The organism is Orenia marismortui DSM 5156 (genome assembly GCF_000379025.1).
Lineage (GTDB): Bacteria > Bacillota > Halanaerobiia > Halobacteroidales > Halobacteroidaceae > Orenia > Orenia marismortui.
On record NZ_KB900619.1, the window covers coordinates 204,760 to 225,305 of the forward strand.

The window sequence follows — 20,546 nt, forward strand, 5'->3', positions numbered from 1 at the left end:
TATCTATTATCTATTACCTATTACCTATTACCTATTACCTATTACCTATTACCTATTACCTATTACCTATTACCTATCTACTAATTCATCTCCTCTTTAGCTTCTTGGTGTAATTTATGTAAAACATTCATCGCATCTAGGGGAGTTAACGACATAATATCTAATTTGCTCAATTTACTTAAAACTTCACTACCACCATTAGAAAATAATAATAGTTGAGATGGATTCTCTTTAACCTCATTATCTTCTTTCTCCTGAGGACTTGTCTCTTCTGATTTCTCTATTACTTTATCTCTTTTTAGTTTTTGAGTAGTAATCTCTATAGTATGCTCTTCTTGTTCTTCTAATTGAGCTAATATCTCCTTAGAACGATCAATTACTAGATCTGGAATCCCAGCCCTTTTTGCAACTTCAATCCCATAGCTTTGGTCTGCTCCCCCAGGAATAATTTTACGTAAGAAGACTACATCTTCTCCCTCTTCTTGTACTGCTACATTATAATTTTTGATTCCTTCCAAACGATCTTCAAGTTCTGTTAATTCATGGTAATGAGTTGCAAATAAACTTTTGGCACCTATCTTTTCTGAATCACTAATATATTCGATTACAGCCCAAGCAATACTTAAACCATCATAAGTACTTGTCCCACGACCAACTTCATCTAAGATAATTAGACTTTGAGAAGTAGCATTATTTAAGATATTAGCTACCTCATTCATCTCAACCATAAAGGTACTCTGTCCTGTAGTCAAATCATCAGAAGCACCTACTCTAGTAAAGATCCGATCAACAATTCCAATCTCAGCCTGCTTCGCAGGTACAAAACTACCAATTTGAGCTAACAAAGTAATTAAAGCAACTTGGCGCATATAAGTAGACTTTCCAGACATATTTGGTCCAGTAATAATTGAAAACCTCTCATCTTTTTGGTCAAGATAAGTATCATTTGGAACAAATACTTCAGCATCCATCATCTCTTCCACTACAGGATGGCGTCCAGATTTAATATTAATTGCTTCATTCTGATTAACTATTGGTTTAGTATAATTATTATTTAAAGCAACTTCTGCTAAAGAAACTAAGGCATCTAATTGTGCCAAAACATTAGCTGATCTTTGAATACGATCTGTTTGCTTAGCTACTTGATCTCTAATCTCTACAAATAACTTATACTCTAAATCTATACTATTCTCCTCAGCCCCTAGAATAACTGCTTCTTTCTCCTTTAATTCTGGAGTAATGTAACGTTCACTATTACTTAAAGTCTGTTTTCTAACATAATCCTCAGGCACAGAATCCAAGTTAGCTTTAGTAACTTCAATATAATAACCATGAACCTTGTTATGGCCTACCTTTAATGAACTAATTCCTGTTCTTTTTCTTTCTCGTTGTTGTAACTGTATAATCCAATCCTTACCATTGGTCATAGCATCTAGGTATTGGTCTAATTCTTCATCATAACCTTCTTTGATTATATCCCCTTCAGTAATAGTTGTCGGAGGCTCTTCTTTAATCGATCTTTCAATTAAATCATTTATATCTTCTAGCTTATCTAATCTTTCTCTTAAACCTTTAATCTTTTCACTATCAAATTGCGATAATAATTCCTTAACCTCAGGCAAAATAGCTAAAGAATTCTTTAAGGCAATTAAATCACGAGCATTAGCAGATCCATAAATCACCTTACCCATCAATCGTTCAATATCATAAACCTGATTTAATAATTCTCTTAACTCTTCTTTAAGCAATATATTTTCGCTAATCTCTTCTACACTATCTAAACGTAAAGTAATCTCTTCCACATCTAATAGAGGCTGTTCTACCCAACGTCTTAACCTTCTACCTCCCATAGCAGTTACAGTCTTGTCAATAACCCACAATAGACTACCCTTTTTTCGCTTATCACGCATAGTCTTGACCAACTCTAAGTTTCTTCTAGTATTAGCATCTAAAACCATATAATCGATAGTAGAATATGTAGATAATTGATTAATATGTCTTAAACTTCTTTTTTGAGTCTCAATTAAAAAATCTAAGACTGCTCCGGCAGCCATAATAGCTAAAGCTAAGTCTTCACATCCAAACCCCTCTAAATTTATCGTTTCAAAATGATCAGTCAATAATTCATAAGCTCGATCATGGCTGAAACTTTCTTTAATATCAGTTATAATCGGATTGATCTGTAATTTAATAAAATCCATAATTTTTGCTGATTTTTTAACCTGTTGATCTAATAACACTTCAGCTGGACTTATTCGTGATAACTCATCAATTACTTTATTAACTGCTTCTTTACCATCTAATTGTGTTACAGCAAACTCCCCTGTAGAGACATCAACTAAAGCAAAACCATAACCAGCTTGATTTGATACAATAGCTGATAAATAATTGTTGTTCTTATCTTCCAAAATATTATTATTTACTACTGTACCTGGAGTAATTACCCGTACTACCTCTCTTTTAACTAAACCACTGGCTTCACTAGGATCTTCTACTTGCTCACATATTGCTACCCGATAGCCCTTTTCAATTAATTTTGAAATATAAGATTCAGCTGAATGACAAGGAACTCCAGCCATAGGAATCTTATCCCCTTTGCCTTTATTTCTGGCAGTCAAAGTCAACTCCAATTCTCTGGCTGCAATTTTAGCATCATCATTGAACATTTCATAAAAATCACCCAATCTAAAGAACAAAATAGCATCTTCATACTCTTTTTTTATTGAAACATATTGTTGCATCATTGGCGTCAATTTTGCCATTACTTATACCTCCTGTATGAAAATAAAAATGTTTATTTTCCGCTGTTCTAATATATCTGCAACATAGTATTATATCACAAAGTCTTTATATAATAAAGGTGTATTCTCCCATTCTTAGTGTAAAATAAGTGTAGGTAAATTTAATCAAAAAATTAGAAAAAGGACTCCTCTTTTGATAAAGTGTTAAGTACCTAATCAAAACACATCAAGGAGGAGTCCCTATGGATACAATTATACAGCAGTTTGGAGAAAAAATTAAGGATAATTCAGAAGAATTTTTAAAAAATATTCTATTGAGTGATAAAGAAGATATTTCAGACTTTATAAATACTCTAAGAAAAGACTTTGATGAATTAGGTAAAGAGTTGTGTAAGTATATTATAGAAGTAATAGATGAAGTAATTAAGGAAAGTCCTGAGCGTAAAAAGAATTGGAAGATAGTAAGAAAAAAGAAGAGAAAATTGATAACAGAGTTTGGTGAAGTTGAATTTGAGAGAAGGTATTATAAATCTAAGTTCAATAAAGAGTATGAACATTTAGCAGATAAAAAATTAGGTATAGATAAGTATCAAAGGATAGATACTGGCTTAGAAGCAAAGATAGTAGATTTATCAATTGATAAATCTTACGCCAAAGTAGGAGAGGAAGTAGTGAATAATTTAACTATAACAGGTCAAACAGTTATGAATAAAATAAGAAAATTAGGTAAAATAGAAAACGATAAATTAAGTAATCCGAAAGCAAAAAGAAAGATTGATTATTTATATATAGAAGCTGATGAAGACCATGTTTCTTTGCAAAACGGGAAGAATGCTGTACCAAGATTAGTTTATGTTCATGAAGGAATTATTAAAGAAAATGGTAGAAATAAGTTAAAGAACAGTTATTCCTTTTCAGGTATGTATAACAAGTCGGAAGACTTGTGGCTAGAAATTATGGACTATATAGAGGATAATTACGACTTTGATAGCATAAAGCAGATTTATATTGCAGGAGATGGGGCACTTTGGATTAAAGAGGGTTTAAAGTGGTTGCCTAAAAGTAAGCAGATACTAGATAGATATCATTTAAATAAGTATGTTTTAAAGGCTACAGGACATGCCCAAAAGCTTAGATTTGATCTTTGGCAAGGAATAAATAATTTAGATAAAGTACAGATAAAAGAGATATTTAGTGAATTGATATCTCAAGCTGAAAAGGAATCTAAGAAGAAAGCGATAAGACAAAGTAGAAGCTATATTTATAATAACTGGGCTGGAATAGTAAACTATTATAAAGATGAAAATGCTATTGGTTGTAGTGCTGAAGGTCATGTTAGTCATATATTATCAGATAGATTAAGTTCAAGACCAATGGGTTGGTCTGAAGTAGGAGTAGATCAGATGGCAAGATTAAGGTCTTTTAAATTTAATGGAGGAACAGAATACGAATTAAAAGAAATTATTCTAGAGAAAGCAAGAAAAGAGCAAAAAGAAGAAAAAATAGTGGAAATAGAATCAAAAGTAGTGAAAAATAATTTGAAAAAGAAATTTGCTGAACCAAGCAATAATATCCCAAGTATAAATAAAGGAGTAAGAACTAGACTGTTTAAAGCAGTAAAGTCATTGCTTTAATTATCAAAAGAGGAGTTTTAAACTTTTACCTACAGAAACTTGACACTATCTCTCCCATTAAGCTTTTAGATCTTTCAAATTAATCATAATTCTAAATAAAAATTTAATGTTTGAAAAACTGTGTTTAGTCTGTGAAGATTCTTGGCTAAAAAATTTTTGAGGTTTTTATAAAAATATTTCACTTTAAGTTCACAAACCTATGGTAGAAAAATATTAGAGAATAATAAAAAATCAGTTTCAGAAATTATTTCTGAAACTGATTTAAAAAATACTAAACTACTTAGCAAAAGCATGATCACCAATTATTATCGTCTTTTCTCTAGTTTCTAGCCACCATAAAGTTTTTGCTGTTTTAGGATTATAAAAATACAGTGCTCCAAGTGATGGGTCACTTCCCTTTAAAGCCTCTTTAGCAGCCTTAAAAGAGGATTCACTTGGTGTTAAATAAATTTGCTTATCATCAACAGAACTAAATTGTCCTTCCTGATGGATTACATCATAAACATTATCGGGAAACTCTAAACTTTTCACTCGGTTAAGAACTACTGCTGCTACAGCAACTTGTCCTTTAAAAGGTTCACCTCTTGCTTCTCCATTAACTGCTCTAGCTAGCCATATTAAATCTTCATCACTATAATCACCTATACCATTAAAATCACTCTCATCTTTATTAAAGAATTTATTTGCTAAATACATCAATAGTAATGATATAGCTAAGCCTTTATATGCATCTTTCTCATCCATCTCTTGTGCATATGCAACTCCCGAAGATAAAACTGAAGTGAAGAAGGGAGCGACTAAAGAAAAAACTAGAGTTATAGCAATAATTTTAAATAACTTGCCCCTATTCTTCATTCTATCCCTACTTTCTAGTTACTTAATGATAATAATAAAGAGATTGCTAATCCCCCACCCAACCAATACATCTTTCTTTTCAAGTCTTCAATCTCACTTTGGCTTCCTGTATTATTTTCTAATCTAGTTACTTTCTCTTTTAAAACTTTATTTTCCTCTTCTAAACTATCTAACTTACTTTCTAATTTAGAAATTCTTCTTAAATCATTTAATATTTTACTTACCTCTTCTTGCAATTGGTTAATTCGATAATTGGTATTAATTAAATCTTCTTTAATTACTTTTTCCTCTTTAGCACTCTTTTTAATCTCTTCTTTTAAATCTTCATTCTGGCTAATAATATCTACTAATTCAGAACGAAACTCTGTAGATAACTTTTTTAAAGTTAAAACATCTCCCTTTTCTGAAACAACTTGACCCTGTTCAATATTATTTAAAATCTTAGCAATTACTTTAGCCAACTCATAGCGTGTAACTTTATTTTCTCCCTTAAATTGATTATCTTGATATAAAGATAAATAACCCTTTTCTACTAATTCTTTAACACTTTGATAAGCCCAATGATTACTAGGCACATCTTTTATTTTAGTACTCGCTAGAGCAGGCAAACTACTACTGGCAAGTAAGATAAAGACCAAGATAAGATTAATAACTTTACTTTTTAATTTCATTCTAATTCCTCCTAATATTAAGCAGATTATCAGTTAACTCTAATTTTATTTTCTCTTCATTCTCATTATAAGCTTTAAAATCTACAAAATGTAAATCAAAGCTACCCAAACTTTTAATTTTAAAGTGAATATTAGCTACAACCTCATTGTTAATACTCTGTTCTTGATTTAAAGAAGCAGCAATATTCTTAATTATTCCTTCTTTACTATCAATCACAGGCATATTCCATTTTAAATACTTACCTTTTTCTACAAATAAACTCCCTCTAGAAACATAAATAGCCTCTAAAACATCCTTATTATATCTAATATTACTTTTCAAACTATAAAAATCAGCTAAATTCTTAAGTTTGATTTGAGCTGTTATATAATCTCCAACCATATACCCACCTTTTTTAGCTAAAATTTCTATTGTAGCTTTAGGATCTAACTTTGGTATATAAATCTTCTTACTCTCTACTTCAATTGGAGCATTAGTACTATTAATCTCTAGTGAATAAGCTAATTCACCATCAACAAGAGAAATAGGTTTAATCTTCCATGGAACTACAATTGATTCTCCAGGTTCTAAAAAACCTAAAAATTTGTTATACTTATCTCCTTTACTTAAAGTTAGTCCTGGAGATAAGGCTAGATAAGTATCAATTCCATAAGCAGTGGAAGCACCTTGATTGGAAATTTTTGCTTCTAAGTTAAAGTTGTCCTGGGCTAAACTATCATTTTTAACTCCAATCTTATTAGGAGCTCTTAATTCTAAGGATAATTTAGGTGGACCAACTAATTTTAATCCTCTACTAACTTGATTATCATCTGTATTTTCAGCTGTAGCTTTAACACTATATTCTAGTTCTTGCTCTGATAAATCTAAAGGTCTAACTTCCCACATAACTTGGCTTGTTTCTCCAGGTTCTAAATTCCCAATCTTCTTAATCTGATAATCCCTTATTAATTCTAAATTATTAGGAAGGTCTAATTGAACTTTTACATCTTTTACAGTAATTTCTGCTGTGTTCTGTATATAAGCAACAATATCTAATGTCTTATTTGGATTATCCATTACTACTTCGGCAGGTGAAGTAACCCCTAGGGATAATAAACCAGGAACCATAGTAATTCCACCTAAACCATAGTTAGTAACATAAGTTCTAGTCTCTCCAGGCTTTAATCCTTTAGCTTGCCAGAATAAAGCTGTAGCACTATCTAATTCAAATTCACCTTTTCTCAAAAACTCTTCAGCACTATTAAATTCAAATTCCCATAACCCATCTGCTAAACTTCCCCAATCAGCAAAATATACCTCCTCAGGAGTAGTTAAACCAGGACCTTTAATAGTTCCTTGAGCAGTTACCTTAGGATCAGTTAACTCATCAAAAGCTTGCCAAAAGCTTGGAATATCATCTTTTGAAAATAGATTATCTCCAGTAATTGCTTGATTTTTCACTCTAAAAGGAGCACCATCATTTTCTCCTAACATAGTATCAATCATAACTCTAGTACCAACTTGATGATCTTTATTATCTTTATTACTTACCCGATAAGTAATTTGTACTGTATCAGGTAGACCAGTTGTACTACTTTTTACTAAATTTAAAATTTGGCTAACAATTATTTTATCAAATTTGTATTTAGTAATGATACTATTATTTTTAATAGTAGGTGCTTGAAGTAACTCTCCATAATTTCCATTCTTTCCAGCCCTCTTATCTGTTTTACCTCCAAAGACATAATTTTTTCCATCTATTTTAATGGTTGTGTAAGAACTCCAAGGATAAGGATGTCCATAGACTAAAGGCTTTCCATCATCTCCACTCCTCATGGGAGCTCCACCTGTAACATCAATCGCAAAACGTCCCTTATTGAATTCATTTTGATTAACAATTACAGAAATATAATTATTCTTTAGTTGTAAATTACCATATTGATCTATACTGGCAAAGGCTGAAGAAGAGAGGATCACCAGGAATAGCAGAATTAAAATAACCTTATTTTTCACTAGTTAACACCTCATTTCTCCTCAAAAGATAAATCAATATATTCTACGTCTACTTGATTTTGATGATTAATATTACGGAAATGAACCATCAATATAATTTTATAATTCGATTTATCAGCCTTAAATTCCCATCCATATTCTATTGTTCTTTTAGCTATATTATCTAATCTCTTATCATCTGAAGATTCTAAAATCTCTACCTGATCTATACTCCCATCAGCTTTTATCTTGACTAATAATTTCACATCTCCCTCAACACCAGAGTTCTGTGCATTTTTAGGATATTTCGGAACTATATTAGTAGCGATCATATCTTTAGGTGTTGGTGGTGGAGGTGGTGGTTCTTCTTCCACTTCCTCTTTTGTTTGTTGCTTGCTAGCTTCGCTTTCTGTTGCTGTTTTTTTAGATTTTTCTTTATCTTCTTTAACTACTTTTGGATCTTCAGATTTTTCAGAAACTTTAATCTCTTCTGTACTTGTCTTACTTGTTAAAACCTCGTCATCTTTTTCTGCTATATTTTGAGTTGATTGATCTTCACCAACTTCTTTTTGGATGACTTCTTCAGCTGTCTTTTTAGATGAACTTTGACTCTTGTCATCAACTTCTTCTCTTTCTTGTAATTTATCATTCTTAACAACTTTTGCAGCTGAATTTGTATCTTCTTTCAATTCTTCTGTTTTTTGATTTTGGGCTTCTTTCTTTTCTTCTTTCTTTTCTTCTTTCTTTTCTTCTTTCTTTTCTTCTTTCTTTTCTTCTTTCTTTTCTTCTTTCTTTTCTTCTTTCTTTTCTTCTTTCTTTTCTTCTTCTGGCTCTTCTTTAGATATTTGAGTGTTAGTTTGTGCATTATCTGTTAAGTAAATTAAATCAACTTTAGTATTATAATTACCCGAATCAGTTTGAAAAGCAGGCTGAATTCCAGTAGCTAAATATGAAAGAACATACAATAGTATAGCATGAAAAATCAGTGATACAACTAAATACTTGTAAAATCCCCCTTGTTTTCTACTCTTATTTATCATAATTATCACCTAATCCATATCTTCTTGCTGAGCAGCCAAGGCCAATCTATAACCGCCAACTTTACGTACTGTATCCATTACTCCAATAACTTTTTCATACTTCACTGCTTTATCAGCTTTAATGATAAAGATAGCATCAGGAGATTGATCGATAATTTTAGAAACCTCAAATTCTAAGGATTCTTGGTCAATATTTCTTTTATTTAAGTATAATTCTCCATCTTTAGAAATATTCAAAGTTAATTTAACATCTTTTTCTTGTTTGGTTACAGTCTTAGCCTTAGGTAGATTAATTTCTAACCCAGCAGGAGTTGTCTTAAAGGTTGTAAATAACATAAAAAAGACTAATAAGAAAAATATCACATCAATCATTGGGAGTATCTGAATATTAGGTCTTTTCTTTAAATTAGACTTGAACATCATTACCACCCTGACCTAATAACTCTACTAAATCTACAAAACAACGATTAATTTCATCAATTCTATCTTGTATTAAACCTAATAGGTAAGTATAAACTAACATTGTTGGAATAGCTACAACTAGTCCAAGAGCTGTACTGATTAGTGCTTGAGCTATACCAGAACTTAATGCACTAGGTGATGCCATCCCTTGAGCTCCTGCTAAAATATTAAAACTATCAATAATTCCTAAAACAGTACCTAATAAACCTAATAATGGAGCTATTGTAGCAATCAGATCTAAAACCCCTAACCTCTTTTCCATTTTTTTAATTTCAGTCTGCCCAACAATTTCCAAATTACTTCTTAGCTCTTGTTTCTCCTGACCATAATATTTAATACCCTCTTCTAGTATTCCTGCAATCACACCACTTTCTTGACTAATAATTTCAGAAACCTCATTAATTTTACCTCTATTTAATTTTAACTTCACCTTCTCAATCAATCTAAAATTATTGCCTTTAGCTTTTTTTAAATAAATTAACCTCTCTAGACTCACAGCTAAACCAACTATAGAACAAATTAATAGTGGTATAACTGTAACCCCACCTTCTCTTAAAATATCTAACATAAGCTTGTCCTCCTTCTCTCTTTTAAGTATTCTTAGTTTGCTTATTAATCAATTAATAGAAGTAATTAAGTCTGAATTCAGACTTAATTACTTCTATACTGCCTTAAGCTCTCCAAAATATCATAAGAAGCTTTTATTTTCCCTATTAAAACCTCGCCTTTTCTCCTTGGACCATGACAATCGGAACCACCAGTTATTAATAAACTATTTTTTTGGGCAAATTCTAAGTATCTCTTACTGTCCTTATCATCCTGCTCAGTATGATAAACTTCTATACCTTCAATTCCCCATTCAATTAGTTGATCTAATAATTCATCCCTTTCAATTAAAACAGGATGAGCTACAACTGGAATCCCCCCAAACTCTTTAATTAACTGAATTGCTTCCTGAGGAGTTAGTTTCTTTCTCTCTACATATGCTGGGGCTCCCTTAGCTATATACTTATCAAAGGCTTCACTCCATTCCTCTACATAGCCTTTATCTAGCATAATCTGAGCAACATGAGGACGACCTAAAGCTCCACCATCAGCATTCTTTTTTACCTCCTCAAAGTCAATCTCTAATCCTAAAGCATTTAACTTCCCAACAATCCGCTTAATTCTATTATATCTAGCCTCTTTCAAGGATGCTAGTTTATCTATAAATTTCTGATCTTTATAATCAATATAATAACCTAACACATGGATTTCGGTATTTTCATAATCAGTATTCATTTCAATTCCAGGCACTAATTCAATATCTAATTTTTCAGCTAGATCTATTCCCTCTGTTATTCCATCAATTGTATCATGATCTGTTATAGCAATAGCACTAAAACCTAATTCTTTAGCTTTAGTTACTAATTGACTAGGTGTAAAACTACCATCTGATGCAGTCGTATGCAGATGCAAATCTATATATTTTTTCGGCATTATATTCTCTCCTATTCTATAAAATCCTACCTTCTATAACTAATCTTTCTAAAAATTTTAAATTTAATATTAATTCAAAAAACTCGAAGATAGATAAAAACTATAGTTCCATTTTTAAGATTAACATTATATTTAATTCGATATTACTAGTCAAAAATCCTGCTTTTATCCAAAGACTAATCGACAAATGAATACAGCAGCTAAAAAACCGGCTAAATCAGCAATTAATCCAGCTAAAATAACATGCCGACTATTTTTTATTCCTATAGCTCCAAAATAAACTGCAGCTACATAAAATGTAGTCTCTGTACTCCCTTGCATTGTAGAAGCTAATTTTCCAATAAATGAATCTGGACCATACTGCTGAATCAAATCAGTAATTATCCCCAAAGCACCTGTACCAGATAAAGGTCTAATTAAAGCAAGAGGGATTACTTCTTTAGGAATCCCTAATAAATTCATGGGTCTTGCCAATAAATTCAATAATATATCTAAAGCTCCTGAAGCTCTAAAGATTGAAATTGCCATTAACATAGCAAGCAAATAAGGTAATATTTTAAAACCTACCGATATACCTTCAACAGCCCCATCAGTAAAAATTTCATAAACTTTTAGTTTTTTAATAAAGGCAATTGAAATAATCACAGCTATAATTAATGGAATAGCCCATTGTGAAAAGCAGTTAATTAAATTAATCATATCTTGACATCTCACTTAATTTAATTAAGATTTTATTTACACTAACGCCTACCAAAGTGGAACAGGTAGTAGCAAAAATAGTAGTACCTATAATTGATGTAGGAGAGCTAGAAGCAGCACCTATTCTTAATGCTAAAACTGTCGTGGGAATTAAAGTAACACTAGATGTATTAATTACTAAAAAAGTACACATAGCATTTGAAGCTATTACTTTATTTTCATTTAATGATTGTAACTCTTGCATCGCTTTAATCCCTAAAGGAGTTGCTGAATTACCTAGCCCCAAAAAATTAGCACTCAAGTTCATCATTATTGCCGCTAAAGCTGGATGACCTTCTGGAACATTTGGAAATAGAACTCTAGCCATTGGCCTAAACATTCTAGATAATAATTTAGTAAGATCAGCCTCTTCTGCTAATTTCATCAGCCCTAGCCATAGAGCCATAGGACCAATCAATTTAATAACTATCATCACACTAGCTTCAGCACTTTGTAATATTGCTATTGAAACTTCTTCCATTCTCCCATTAATAGCTGCTGTAATAATTCCTGTTATTATCATAATAAACCAAATTATATTTAACATAGTTTCCCCTCCTCACTTAATTTTATGTTCATTAAGCAAGGATATGAAATTAGATTATATCTAAATAAATATATAGTTATCTTTATAGCTATGACAAGCTTCTTGTTCATATTTCTTAGGCTTTATCGAAAATAATTTTGCAAAAAAATAACCTATTTGCCAAAATGGCAAATAGGTTATTAAGTATAGATCTAATTTTCAAATAGGTCTCCAAATACATCGCCTAACTTAACACCAGATCCTTCATCTTCATTTTGAGTATTAAATTGAGGCTTTGCTTTACTTTTCTTCTTAGGTTTAGATGCCTTAACAGGCTCTAACTCTTTCATGCTTAATCCTATTCTGCGATCATCTTCTTCAATATTAATAACTTTAGCTTCTACTTTATCTCCACTAGAAACAACTTCTTCAACAGTATCTACATGCTTTCTAGAAAGCTGAGATATATGAATCAAACCTTCTACACCTGGTTTAATTTCCATAAAAGCTCCAAAATCTACAGTTTTAGTAATTTTACCTTCTACTACATCTCCAACTTTATACTCTTCTATAAATTCTTCCCAAGGGTCTCTTTGAGTTTGCTTTAAACCTAATGAAATTCTTCCCTCTTCAGGTTTAACAGATAAAACCATAACTTTTATCTTTTCTCCTTCTTCTAAAACTTCAGTAGGATGATCAATTCTTCCCCAAGAAATTTCAGAGATATGCAAAAGCCCTTCGGCTCCACCCAAATCTACAAAAGCACCAAAATCTACTATTTTAGTAATAGTACCTTCCACTACTTGACCTTCTTCTAAAGAATTTAAAAGTTCCTCTTTCTTCTCTTCTCTCTCTTTTTCTAAAATAACTTTATGAGATAAAACAACATTATTATTTTCTCTTTCAACCTCAATCACTTTTAAGCTTAAAGTTTCTCCTACAAATTGACTTAAATCTTCTACATAATCAACTGAAACATGAGAAGCAGGAATAAACCCTCTTAATCCTATATCAGCAACTAATCCACCTTTAACCTCTTTAGTCACTTCTGCTTCAATAACCTCACCAGAATTATATGCTTCTTCTATTTTATCCCAAGCTTCTTGACTATCTGCTCTTCTTTTTGATAAGATTGCTTTTCCTTCCTCATCTTCTGGATTTAAAACAAATACTTTAACTTCTTCTCCTTCTGAAAGAACTTCCCCAATAGCTTTCCCTACATTACTCACTTCATTAACAGGAATAAAGCCTTCAGTTTTAGTTCCTACATTTACATACACTCCATCTTCAGTTATCTGTTCCACTTGACCACTAACTACTTGACCCTTAGTTAGTATATTCTCTTCTAAATTTTCTTCATGCTTTTCTTTAATTTCAGACATTCTTTTTAAGACCTCCTTAATTATCCAATTGGGGGTTGAAGCCCCAGCAGTAATACCAACTTTTTTAATATTTTTAAACCAATCTTTGTTTAACTCTTCTGCCCTTTCTATATGATGGGTTTGAACACCACTTTCAGAGCAAATTTCAGCCAAACGATTGGTATTTGCACTATTATAACCACCAATTACTATCATCATATCTACCTTTTTAGATAAATGTGCAGCCTCTCTCTGACGCTGACCAGTAGTTGTACAAATAGTATTGTAAACCTTTAATTCTGATACGTTTTTGAGCAAATAAGTAGTTAACTTCTGTAGCCTTTCTAAACTTTGAGTTGTTTGAGCTACAACTCCAACCTTCTTTAGGTTGTCTAATTTTTCAAAATCAGATTCATCTTGCACAACAATTGCCTGATTATCTGTATATCCTAAAATAGCAATAACCTCTGGGTGATCTTGATCTCCACTAATTACAACATCATACCCTTCCTCCATTAATTCTTTAGCATTTCTTTGGGCAGTTTTAACAAAAGGACAAGTAGCATTAACTACTTCTAACTCTTGTTTTCCAGCTTGTTCTAATATCTCAGGTGAAACACCATGAGATCTAATAATTACTGTACCCTCTGTTATTTTTTCTATATCTGACTCTACCCTAACATCTACTTCTTCTAATTTCTTAACTGCTTGTGGATTATGTATTAAAGGCCCTAGTGTATGTACTTTTCCATCTTTATCTTTTCCAATTTTTAATGCTAAATCCATTGCACGATTAACTCCAAAACAAAATCCTGCATGCTCTGCTAAAATTATTTCCATTCTTGTTTCACCTTCCCAACATTACAACTACTTACAATACCATATTTTTATTATTCCCAGTTAGCAAACAATTATTAAATTTTCTTAATATCACCTATATGATTAGACTTCTTTACTTATTAAAAAACACCTTTAGATAACTCAAAATAAAATTTTGCTTCATTGTAAAATCAAATTGAACAAAATAAAAATAGCCATAGGGCACCAACCTGTAATATAATTAAATCACCACAAAATAACCAGTTACAGGAGGGTGCACACTATGACTTACTTAAATGATACACCAAAATCCCGAAAAAATAAACACCTAAATGCTTATGAACGTGGTCAAATTGCATTATTACATTCCGAAGGAATGAATCCAAATGCTATTGCAAAACGTTTAGGTAGAGCTTCTAATACCATTAGAAACGAACTAAAACGTGGTACAGTTTCTCAAATTAAAGCTAATAAAAAGATTATGGTCTATTACCCTGACACTGGTCAAAGAGTTTATGAATCTAATCGCAAGAATTGTGGTCCTAAATTTAAACTTTTGCAATGTGAAGAGTTCATTGATTATGTTATAGAACAGTTCTACGAAAAAGGACATTCTCTTGATGCTATATGTGGTGCAGCAAAACTTCATAATAAATTTCCAAAGCCAGAGATGGTATCTACTAAAACGCTTTATAACTACGTCAACGCTGGATTATTGACAATTAAAAACATTGATTTACCTTTGAAGCTTAAGCGTTCTTCAAAAAGAAAGCACACTAAAAATAATAAAAAGAAGCTTGGTACAAGTATAGATCAACGCCCTGAAAGTATTAATAATCGTAGTGAGTTTGGTCACTGGGAAATTGACACTATGATAGGCAAAAAGACTAAAAATGAATCAGTTTTACTTACTATGACAGAACGTATGACTCGTAAAGAAATTATTCGTAAAATCCCTGCCAAGACTGCTCAAGCAGTTCAAGATGCTATTTTAAAGCTCGTTAATGAAGCAGGAGATTGTTTTCCAAAAGTATTTAAAAGCTTCACTTGTGATAATGGCTCTGAGTTTGCTCAAATGTCATTTTTAGAGCAAATTAGTGATACTAAAGTATACTTTGCACATCCATATTCATCATGGGAAAGAGGAACTAATGAGCGTCATAATGGTCTTATAAGACGCTTTATCCCTAAAGGTAATAGTCTAAACCAATTCTCTATTGAATCTATTGCTAGAGTCCAAAACTGGTGCAATACTTTACCAAGAAAAATCTTAGATTACCTAACCCCTGATGAAATATTTGAAGATAAATTAAAACAAATTCTTTATGACTAAATAACCAAATTATTACAGTTTGAAAATGTTCAATTTATTATTGCAATTTAAGAAAATAAAATTTTAACTTTATAACTACAATTTATTATAACAAAAAATAAAATAAAAAATAATTTAATTCCTATTTATATAAAATCAAAATACAAATTTTTAATAATAGTGATATAAAAATTCAAAAATAAAATTAATATTAATAAGGTTTACCAATTAAAAATTTATAAAATTATCTTTTAAAACTATTTTGAAAAATTATTTGGAGCTTAAAAGAAGGTTTTTTTTTTTCTGAAAAAATATTTAGAAAAAAAGCAGATTACTTTAATCAAAAGGAAATAAAAAAATCTTTTTTATTTAAAAAAAGAAATTTTAAAAAAAGTATATTAAAACTAAAAATGAGGAAATAAAATTGAACTCGAAGATGAATTATTAGATTGGTAAAAATTAAAAAAGACAAAATTTTAGCCTCTATTCCTTTAATGAATTAAAAATTAAATTACTCAAAAATTATTACATTTTTTGAAAAAAATGATTTTTAACACCAATTTTATTAATTTGACAAATTTTTAGAGAAAAAAATAAAATTTTTTTTTTAAACTTTTTTTTTATAAAATTAAAACAATTTATTTTAATTATAACAAAAAAAATTAAAATTAAAAAAAAAAGGAATTTTTTTTTAACTCCTATTTTTTAAATTGAAATTCAAGATTTTTTATCACTGAAAATATGCAAATTTAAAAAATATTAATTATGAAAATATAAAATAATTAAAATTTTCAATTTACAACTTTGTTTTATTCAAAAGATACTTTTTGTCTATTCTGAAAAAATAGTTTGGATAAAAAGCATATTTAAGCAGGTATTCTTTATCAATTAGAAGAAGATTATACTAAAAAGGAGGTATCTAATTATGAAAGGAAATAGATCTATTGAACTCGAAGATGAATTATTAGATTGGTGGGATAATACCCCTAATGAGACAATTAAAGAAATTTTATTAAATAAAATAAAAGAACTAAACAATTTAGTTGATGATTCTTTTAATAAGAAGAATTATATGTTTATAGATAATAATAGTTTAAAAGTAAGTCCTAAAGAAGATATTAATTATAATAAAGATTTCTTTGAATACTTTACAAAAAACCATATAATATACTCTACTGCTCAAGCAAAAAAAATCAAAGAAAAGTCTACAGAAAATAAAATTCAAGTACTAAGTTCTCAACTAAAAGATAAAACTCTAATCTGGTGGGGCTATATAGACTTCTCTGTCCCTGCTGTTATTATCAATGATGGATATAAAACTTATTGTTCTCAAAATGGACTTTTAGAAGAAAATATTACAGAGATCTCTGAAAATACTATTATCAAATACTTTAAAACTGTTTATTCTTTATATCATAAGTACTTTGCTAATGAAGATAAAGCACAAATTAATACTCATGTCAAAACTGACTTTGGTATTGCTGATATGATTATTGAAGATAAAGAAAATACTACAATCTATGAATTTAAAACTGATCTGAGAAAAGATAATGTTAAAAGAGCTATTGGACAAATTTTAACTCATTCTCAAAACTATGATGATCCAAAATTAAAAATTATCGGTTTAGAAGGAGATGGAGCAGAACTAGCCACCATTGTGAATGAATTAGGTATAGAATTACACCAAATTTCAAAAGAACTATCATTAGTTATATCTCACATGAATAGTAGAGGCTTAATATAACAACTAAAAATAATGTAAATTTATAGTCAACAAACTCAATCTTAAAATATCAATTTTTATAATATAAGTTAATTTTGGCTCATCAAAGAACTTTGTGATTAATATTAATTTTAGATTTAAGCTAAAGATCAAAAATCAAATCTTAAAAATAAAATACAATTATTTAACCACGCCCCTGAGAGAAACCATAAAAATTAAAATCCTACGAAGGGTTATGTCTCTAAACCCGAAGGGAAACTTTAAAACTTAAAATCTTGCGAAGGATTATTTTGGGCTATGTCAGGTCGAATTATTTTTTCAAATTCGTAGGTCAAACCCGAAAGTGTTTTTCTCACGGAAGTACTCCTTGGGTCGAGCAATCACTAGTCAATAGCCGCTAGCTAATTACTATTCGTGTTAATTCGTGCTAAAAATAAGGTTTTAAAAATTACTTCCACAAAAGTCCTGGAAGAATCTTAATATTTTATTGAATATCCCATTAAAAATTAATCATTAATTTAACAAAATGTTACAATATAAATAATTTACTTAAGATTAAAAAATTATAGACTTAATAAATCTACTCCTCTTTCTTCCCTTCCTCAACCTAAAGTTTCTCTAATATATTAATCTCTTTCTTCTAATACATGTTCTAAACCTTGATTAAATAGTTGTACAATATGATAGTCGTCTAATGAATAATAAACTATACGGCCTTCTTTTCGATATTTAACTAAATTAAGGTCTCTTAACTTTCTTAGTTGATGAGAAATAGCAGACTGACTGATATTTAATAATTCTGAAATATCACATACACATAACTCTTGATTGGCTAGAGCATGAATAATCTTTATTCGTGTTGGATCCCCTAAAACTTTAAAAGTAGCTGCTAGCAACTTTATAATATCTTCTGATAACTCTTTTTTCTTCAAAGTTGTTATTACCTTTTTATGAGGACAATACTCTTGACATACCAAATCTTCATCTCCCATTCTACCCCTCCTTTTTTTATTACAACTACCTTTTAAACCAAAGAAATAATTTACTCTCTATTCATTAAATTCTTTTTAATTTGATCCAATTCTGATTTGCTAACTAAGCCTCTTTTTATATATTGGATCTTACCTTCTTGATCAATAAAATAAGATGTAGGAATAACTGAAGCACGATAAACAAAACTAAGTTGTCTGCTTTGATCTAATAAAACAGGATAATTATAACCTCTGTCATTAATAAACTTTTTAACAGTTTTTTTATCCTCACCAATATTTACTCCTAAAACCACAAATTGATCTTTATTCTCTTGATAAAATTGATCTAAATCCGGCATTTCTTTACGACAAGGAGGACACCAACTAGCCCAAAAATTCAGCATAATATACTTCCCTCTAAAATCAGAAAGACTCACTTCTTCACCAGTTAAATCATCTAAGCTAAACTCTGGAGCATAATTACCTATCCCTAAGCCATAATTAGATTCTTTTTCTTGCTTAGACAGATTATTATCTTTTTGCTTAAACTGATCTTCCTTTATAAATTTATCTTCTTTAATTATTAATTTATCATCACCTTGCTTATTATTGTTATAAAATATCACTCCACTAATTACTACTATAATAATTAAAGTTAATATTCCAAATTTAAGATTATTATTACTCATCTTTTCCTCCAATCCCTAAATATTTAAATATATTTGTAATCTCTATTAACATTTTAATGATTTAGCTCAAATACAAAGATAAGGGTGTAAAAGACACCCTTATACCTATAATAATTCAGCTATTTTAGCCATAATCTCTTTTCCAACTTCCTTCATTTCTTCTTTATCTAGCTTCCGGTTATAATATTTATCTAACATAAAAGCCTTACCTATATTAATCATCAGATCTTCTTTAAAGGGTTTTTTAGTCCCTTTCAAACCTACTGGAACAATAGGAACTTCCGATTTAAGAGCAAGCATTACAGCCCCTAATTTAGCCCTTTTTAATTTTCCAGTCTTACTTCTAGTTCCCTCTGGAAATATCCCTAATACTTCACCATTTTTTAATAACTTCAAAGCAGTCTTAATTGCTCCCATATCTCCTCTTCCTCTTTTAACTGGAAATGCTCCTACACTTCTCATATATTTGTTCTTTATAAAGCCATCAAAAAGATCTTCCTTAGCCATAAAATGAACTTGTCGATTTAAAGAGCAACCTAATATTGGAGGATCATAATTACTTTGATGATTGGCTACTACAATTACCCCTCCTTCTTCTGGAAGGTTTTCTAGCCCCTTAACCTTCCAAGCAGCTCCAATTCCAAATAGACCCCTTAATGCTAAGCAAGTAGCTTTATAAGTAAAACCCATACTATACCTCCTGACAAATTGAAATGATATTTTGAACAACTTGATTGATATCTAATTTTGTAGTATCAACCCTAATCGCATCTTCTGCTTCTACTAAAGGAGACACTTCTCGATTTTGATCGATCTCATCACGGCAAGTGATTTCTGTCTTAATCTGTTCTAAATCAACTTGCTCTCCTTTAGAAATTAATTCTTGGTATCTTCTTTCTGCTCGTTCTTCCACAGAAGCTGTAAGAAAAATTTTAACATCGGCATTCGGTAAAACTACTGTACCTATATCTCTTCCATCCATTACTACTTTTCCGCTCTTAGCCATCTGACGTTGTAAACTTACCATCTCTTCTCTTACTTGTGCTACTTTAGCAACTAAAGATACATTATTACTTACTTGATTACTTCTAATCTCTGTTGTTACATTTTTATTATCTAGCAGAACAATATTATTTTCACCTTGCTTTGCTAGCCTTATATCGGTATTATGTGCTAACTTTGATAGTTCCTTTTCAGACTCCAAATCAATATTATTATTTAAAGCTTTTAAGGTAAGAGCTCGATACATAGCTCCTGTATCAATATAAACATATCCTAGCTTGTCCGCTATAATCCTCGCAACTGTACTCTTTCCTGCACCTGCTGGTCCATCAATAGCTATAACTAATTCTTTTTCTAATTCCATAAAATATCATTTCCTTTCTCTCTTACTATCTATTTCAATGTACAACTTACTTTATTCGATAAAAATTAGATTTATCCTTTAGTAATATTTAATCTATTAGATATAGCTAATCTTATAATAATAATTACAATCCTTATATTAACCAATTATACCAACTGATAAACTCATAAATACATTGCTAGTCTTC

Annotated in this window: 18 protein-coding genes; 3 read left to right on the forward strand and 15 right to left on the reverse strand. The window is 30.3% G+C overall.

All coding sequences use genetic code 11. From position 1 onward, the window contains the following. Positions 1–80: 80 nt before the first annotated feature. Positions 81–2,762, reverse strand: coding sequence for a DNA mismatch repair protein MutS (gene mutS, locus OREMA_RS0109255; protein WP_018248993.1), 2,682 nt, complete (start codon positions 2,760–2,762; stop codon positions 81–83). A gap of 221 nt (positions 2,763–2,983) precedes the next feature. On the opposite strand from mutS, the gene OREMA_RS0109260 reads away from it, so the two are divergent. Continuing rightward, complete coding sequence (locus tag OREMA_RS0109260; protein ID WP_018248361.1) at positions 2,984–4,375, forward strand: ISLre2 family transposase; 1,392 nt, start codon at positions 2,984–2,986, stop codon at positions 4,373–4,375. A gap of 276 nt (positions 4,376–4,651) precedes the next feature. Here the strand turns inward: OREMA_RS0109260 and OREMA_RS0109265 are convergent, their stop codons facing one another. The 10 genes from OREMA_RS0109265 to OREMA_RS0109310 all read right to left on the reverse strand — a co-directional run bounded on the left by OREMA_RS0109265 (position 4,652) and on the right by OREMA_RS0109310 (position 14,319). Beyond that, a complete protein-coding gene (locus tag OREMA_RS0109265; RefSeq protein WP_018248994.1) occupies positions 4,652–5,230 on the reverse strand; it encodes a cell wall hydrolase in 579 nt (192 codons plus the stop codon). A 14-nt stretch (positions 5,231–5,244) separates the two neighbouring features. Next, complete coding sequence (locus OREMA_RS0109270; RefSeq protein ID WP_018248995.1) at positions 5,245–5,901, reverse strand: S-layer homology domain-containing protein; 657 nt, start codon at positions 5,899–5,901, stop codon at positions 5,245–5,247. 1 nt (position 5,902) lies between these two features. Further along, on the reverse strand, positions 5,903–7,894 hold the full coding sequence (locus OREMA_RS0109275; RefSeq protein ID WP_018248996.1) for a cohesin domain-containing protein: 1,992 nt from the start codon (positions 7,892–7,894) through the stop codon (positions 5,903–5,905). Positions 7,895–7,905: 11 nt separating this feature from the next. After that, positions 7,906–8,913, reverse strand: a complete 1,008-nt coding sequence (locus OREMA_RS0109280) for an energy transducer TonB (protein WP_018248997.1) — start codon at positions 8,911–8,913, stop codon at positions 7,906–7,908. Between the two features lie 9 nt (positions 8,914–8,922). After that, positions 8,923–9,333: an ExbD/TolR family protein gene (locus OREMA_RS0109285; protein ID WP_018248998.1), complete on the reverse strand. Its 411-nt coding sequence runs from the start codon at positions 9,331–9,333 to the stop codon at positions 8,923–8,925. Continuing rightward, positions 9,320–9,943 carry a MotA/TolQ/ExbB proton channel family protein gene (locus OREMA_RS0109290; protein WP_018248999.1) on the reverse strand — a complete coding sequence of 208 codons (624 nt, stop codon included), beginning with the start codon at positions 9,941–9,943 and terminating at the stop codon, positions 9,320–9,322. The genes OREMA_RS0109285 and OREMA_RS0109290 overlap by 14 nt, the downstream gene beginning before the upstream one ends. A gap of 83 nt (positions 9,944–10,026) precedes the next feature. After that, positions 10,027–10,854 carry a PHP domain-containing protein gene (locus tag OREMA_RS0109295; RefSeq protein WP_018249000.1) on the reverse strand — a complete coding sequence of 276 codons (828 nt, stop codon included), beginning with the start codon at positions 10,852–10,854 and terminating at the stop codon, positions 10,027–10,029. A 165-nt stretch (positions 10,855–11,019) separates the two neighbouring features. Next, positions 11,020–11,553 (reverse strand): spore maturation protein, encoded by a 534-nt coding sequence (locus OREMA_RS0109300; RefSeq protein WP_018249001.1) that lies wholly within the window; start codon positions 11,551–11,553, stop codon positions 11,020–11,022. Then, positions 11,546–12,139, reverse strand: coding sequence for a nucleoside recognition domain-containing protein (locus OREMA_RS0109305; RefSeq protein WP_018249002.1), 594 nt, complete (start codon positions 12,137–12,139; stop codon positions 11,546–11,548). The genes OREMA_RS0109300 and OREMA_RS0109305 overlap by 8 nt, the downstream gene beginning before the upstream one ends. Before the next feature lie 191 nt (positions 12,140–12,330). After that, a complete protein-coding gene (locus tag OREMA_RS0109310) occupies positions 12,331–14,319 on the reverse strand; it encodes a bifunctional 4-hydroxy-3-methylbut-2-enyl diphosphate reductase/30S ribosomal protein S1 (protein WP_018249003.1) in 1,989 nt (662 codons plus the stop codon). A gap of 262 nt (positions 14,320–14,581) precedes the next feature. On the opposite strand from OREMA_RS0109310, the gene OREMA_RS0109315 reads away from it, so the two are divergent. Together OREMA_RS0109315 and OREMA_RS0109320 are read left to right on the forward strand one after the other, a co-directional pair. Then, on the forward strand, positions 14,582–15,631 hold the full coding sequence (locus tag OREMA_RS0109315; RefSeq protein ID WP_018248379.1) for an IS30 family transposase: 1,050 nt from the start codon (positions 14,582–14,584) through the stop codon (positions 15,629–15,631). Positions 15,632–16,535: 904 nt separating this feature from the next. Beyond that, a complete protein-coding gene (locus tag OREMA_RS0109320) occupies positions 16,536–17,354 on the forward strand; it encodes a hypothetical protein (RefSeq protein WP_018249004.1) in 819 nt (272 codons plus the stop codon). A gap of 605 nt (positions 17,355–17,959) precedes the next feature. On the opposite strand, the gene OREMA_RS0109330 is transcribed toward OREMA_RS0109320, so the two are convergent. The 4 genes from OREMA_RS0109330 to cmk all read right to left on the reverse strand — a co-directional run bounded on the left by OREMA_RS0109330 (position 17,960) and on the right by cmk (position 20,359). Then, the gene (locus tag OREMA_RS0109330) at positions 17,960–18,325 is read right to left on the reverse strand and encodes an ArsR/SmtB family transcription factor (RefSeq protein WP_018249006.1); all 366 of its coding nucleotides are present in this window, start codon (positions 18,323–18,325) and stop codon (positions 17,960–17,962) included. 50 nt (positions 18,326–18,375) lie between these two features. After that, positions 18,376–18,993, reverse strand: a complete 618-nt coding sequence (locus OREMA_RS0109335; protein ID WP_018249007.1) for a TlpA family protein disulfide reductase — start codon at positions 18,991–18,993, stop codon at positions 18,376–18,378. Between the two features lie 105 nt (positions 18,994–19,098). Continuing rightward, complete coding sequence (locus OREMA_RS0109340; RefSeq protein ID WP_018249008.1) at positions 19,099–19,683, reverse strand: lysophospholipid acyltransferase family protein; 585 nt, start codon at positions 19,681–19,683, stop codon at positions 19,099–19,101. Position 19,684: 1 nt separating this feature from the next. Beyond that, positions 19,685–20,359 carry a (d)CMP kinase gene (gene cmk, locus OREMA_RS0109345; RefSeq protein WP_018249009.1) on the reverse strand — a complete coding sequence of 225 codons (675 nt, stop codon included), beginning with the start codon at positions 20,357–20,359 and terminating at the stop codon, positions 19,685–19,687. Between the last annotated feature and the right edge of the window lie 187 nt (positions 20,360–20,546).

Coding starts and splice junctions, on each gene's coding strand:
- mutS (WP_018248993.1), bottom strand. CDS start 2,762: ATGGCAAAATTGACGCCAATGATGCAACAATATGTTTCAATAAAAAAA.
- OREMA_RS0109260 (WP_018248361.1), top strand. CDS start 2,984: ATGGATACAATTATACAGCAGTTTGGAGAAAAAATTAAGGATAATTCA.
- OREMA_RS0109265 (WP_018248994.1), bottom strand. CDS start 5,230: ATGAAGAATAGGGGCAAGTTATTTAAAATTATTGCTATAACTCTAGTT.
- OREMA_RS0109270 (WP_018248995.1), bottom strand. CDS start 5,901: ATGAAATTAAAAAGTAAAGTTATTAATCTTATCTTGGTCTTTATCTTA.
- OREMA_RS0109280 (WP_018248997.1), bottom strand. CDS start 8,913: ATGATAAATAAGAGTAGAAAACAAGGGGGATTTTACAAGTATTTAGTT.
- OREMA_RS0109285 (WP_018248998.1), bottom strand. CDS start 9,333: ATGTTCAAGTCTAATTTAAAGAAAAGACCTAATATTCAGATACTCCCA.
- OREMA_RS0109290 (WP_018248999.1), bottom strand. CDS start 9,943: ATGTTAGATATTTTAAGAGAAGGTGGGGTTACAGTTATACCACTATTA.
- OREMA_RS0109295 (WP_018249000.1), bottom strand. CDS start 10,854: ATGCCGAAAAAATATATAGATTTGCATCTGCATACGACTGCATCAGAT.
- OREMA_RS0109300 (WP_018249001.1), bottom strand. CDS start 11,553: ATGATTAATTTAATTAACTGCTTTTCACAATGGGCTATTCCATTAATT.
- OREMA_RS0109305 (WP_018249002.1), bottom strand. CDS start 12,139: ATGTTAAATATAATTTGGTTTATTATGATAATAACAGGAATTATTACA.
- OREMA_RS0109310 (WP_018249003.1), bottom strand. CDS start 14,319: ATGGAAATAATTTTAGCAGAGCATGCAGGATTTTGTTTTGGAGTTAAT.
- OREMA_RS0109315 (WP_018248379.1), top strand. CDS start 14,582: ATGACTTACTTAAATGATACACCAAAATCCCGAAAAAATAAACACCTA.
- OREMA_RS0109320 (WP_018249004.1), top strand. CDS start 16,536: ATGAAAGGAAATAGATCTATTGAACTCGAAGATGAATTATTAGATTGG.
- OREMA_RS0109330 (WP_018249006.1), bottom strand. CDS start 18,325: ATGGGAGATGAAGATTTGGTATGTCAAGAGTATTGTCCTCATAAAAAG.
- OREMA_RS0109335 (WP_018249007.1), bottom strand. CDS start 18,993: ATGAGTAATAATAATCTTAAATTTGGAATATTAACTTTAATTATTATA.
- OREMA_RS0109340 (WP_018249008.1), bottom strand. CDS start 19,683: ATGGGTTTTACTTATAAAGCTACTTGCTTAGCATTAAGGGGTCTATTT.
- cmk (WP_018249009.1), bottom strand. CDS start 20,359: ATGGAATTAGAAAAAGAATTAGTTATAGCTATTGATGGACCAGCAGGT.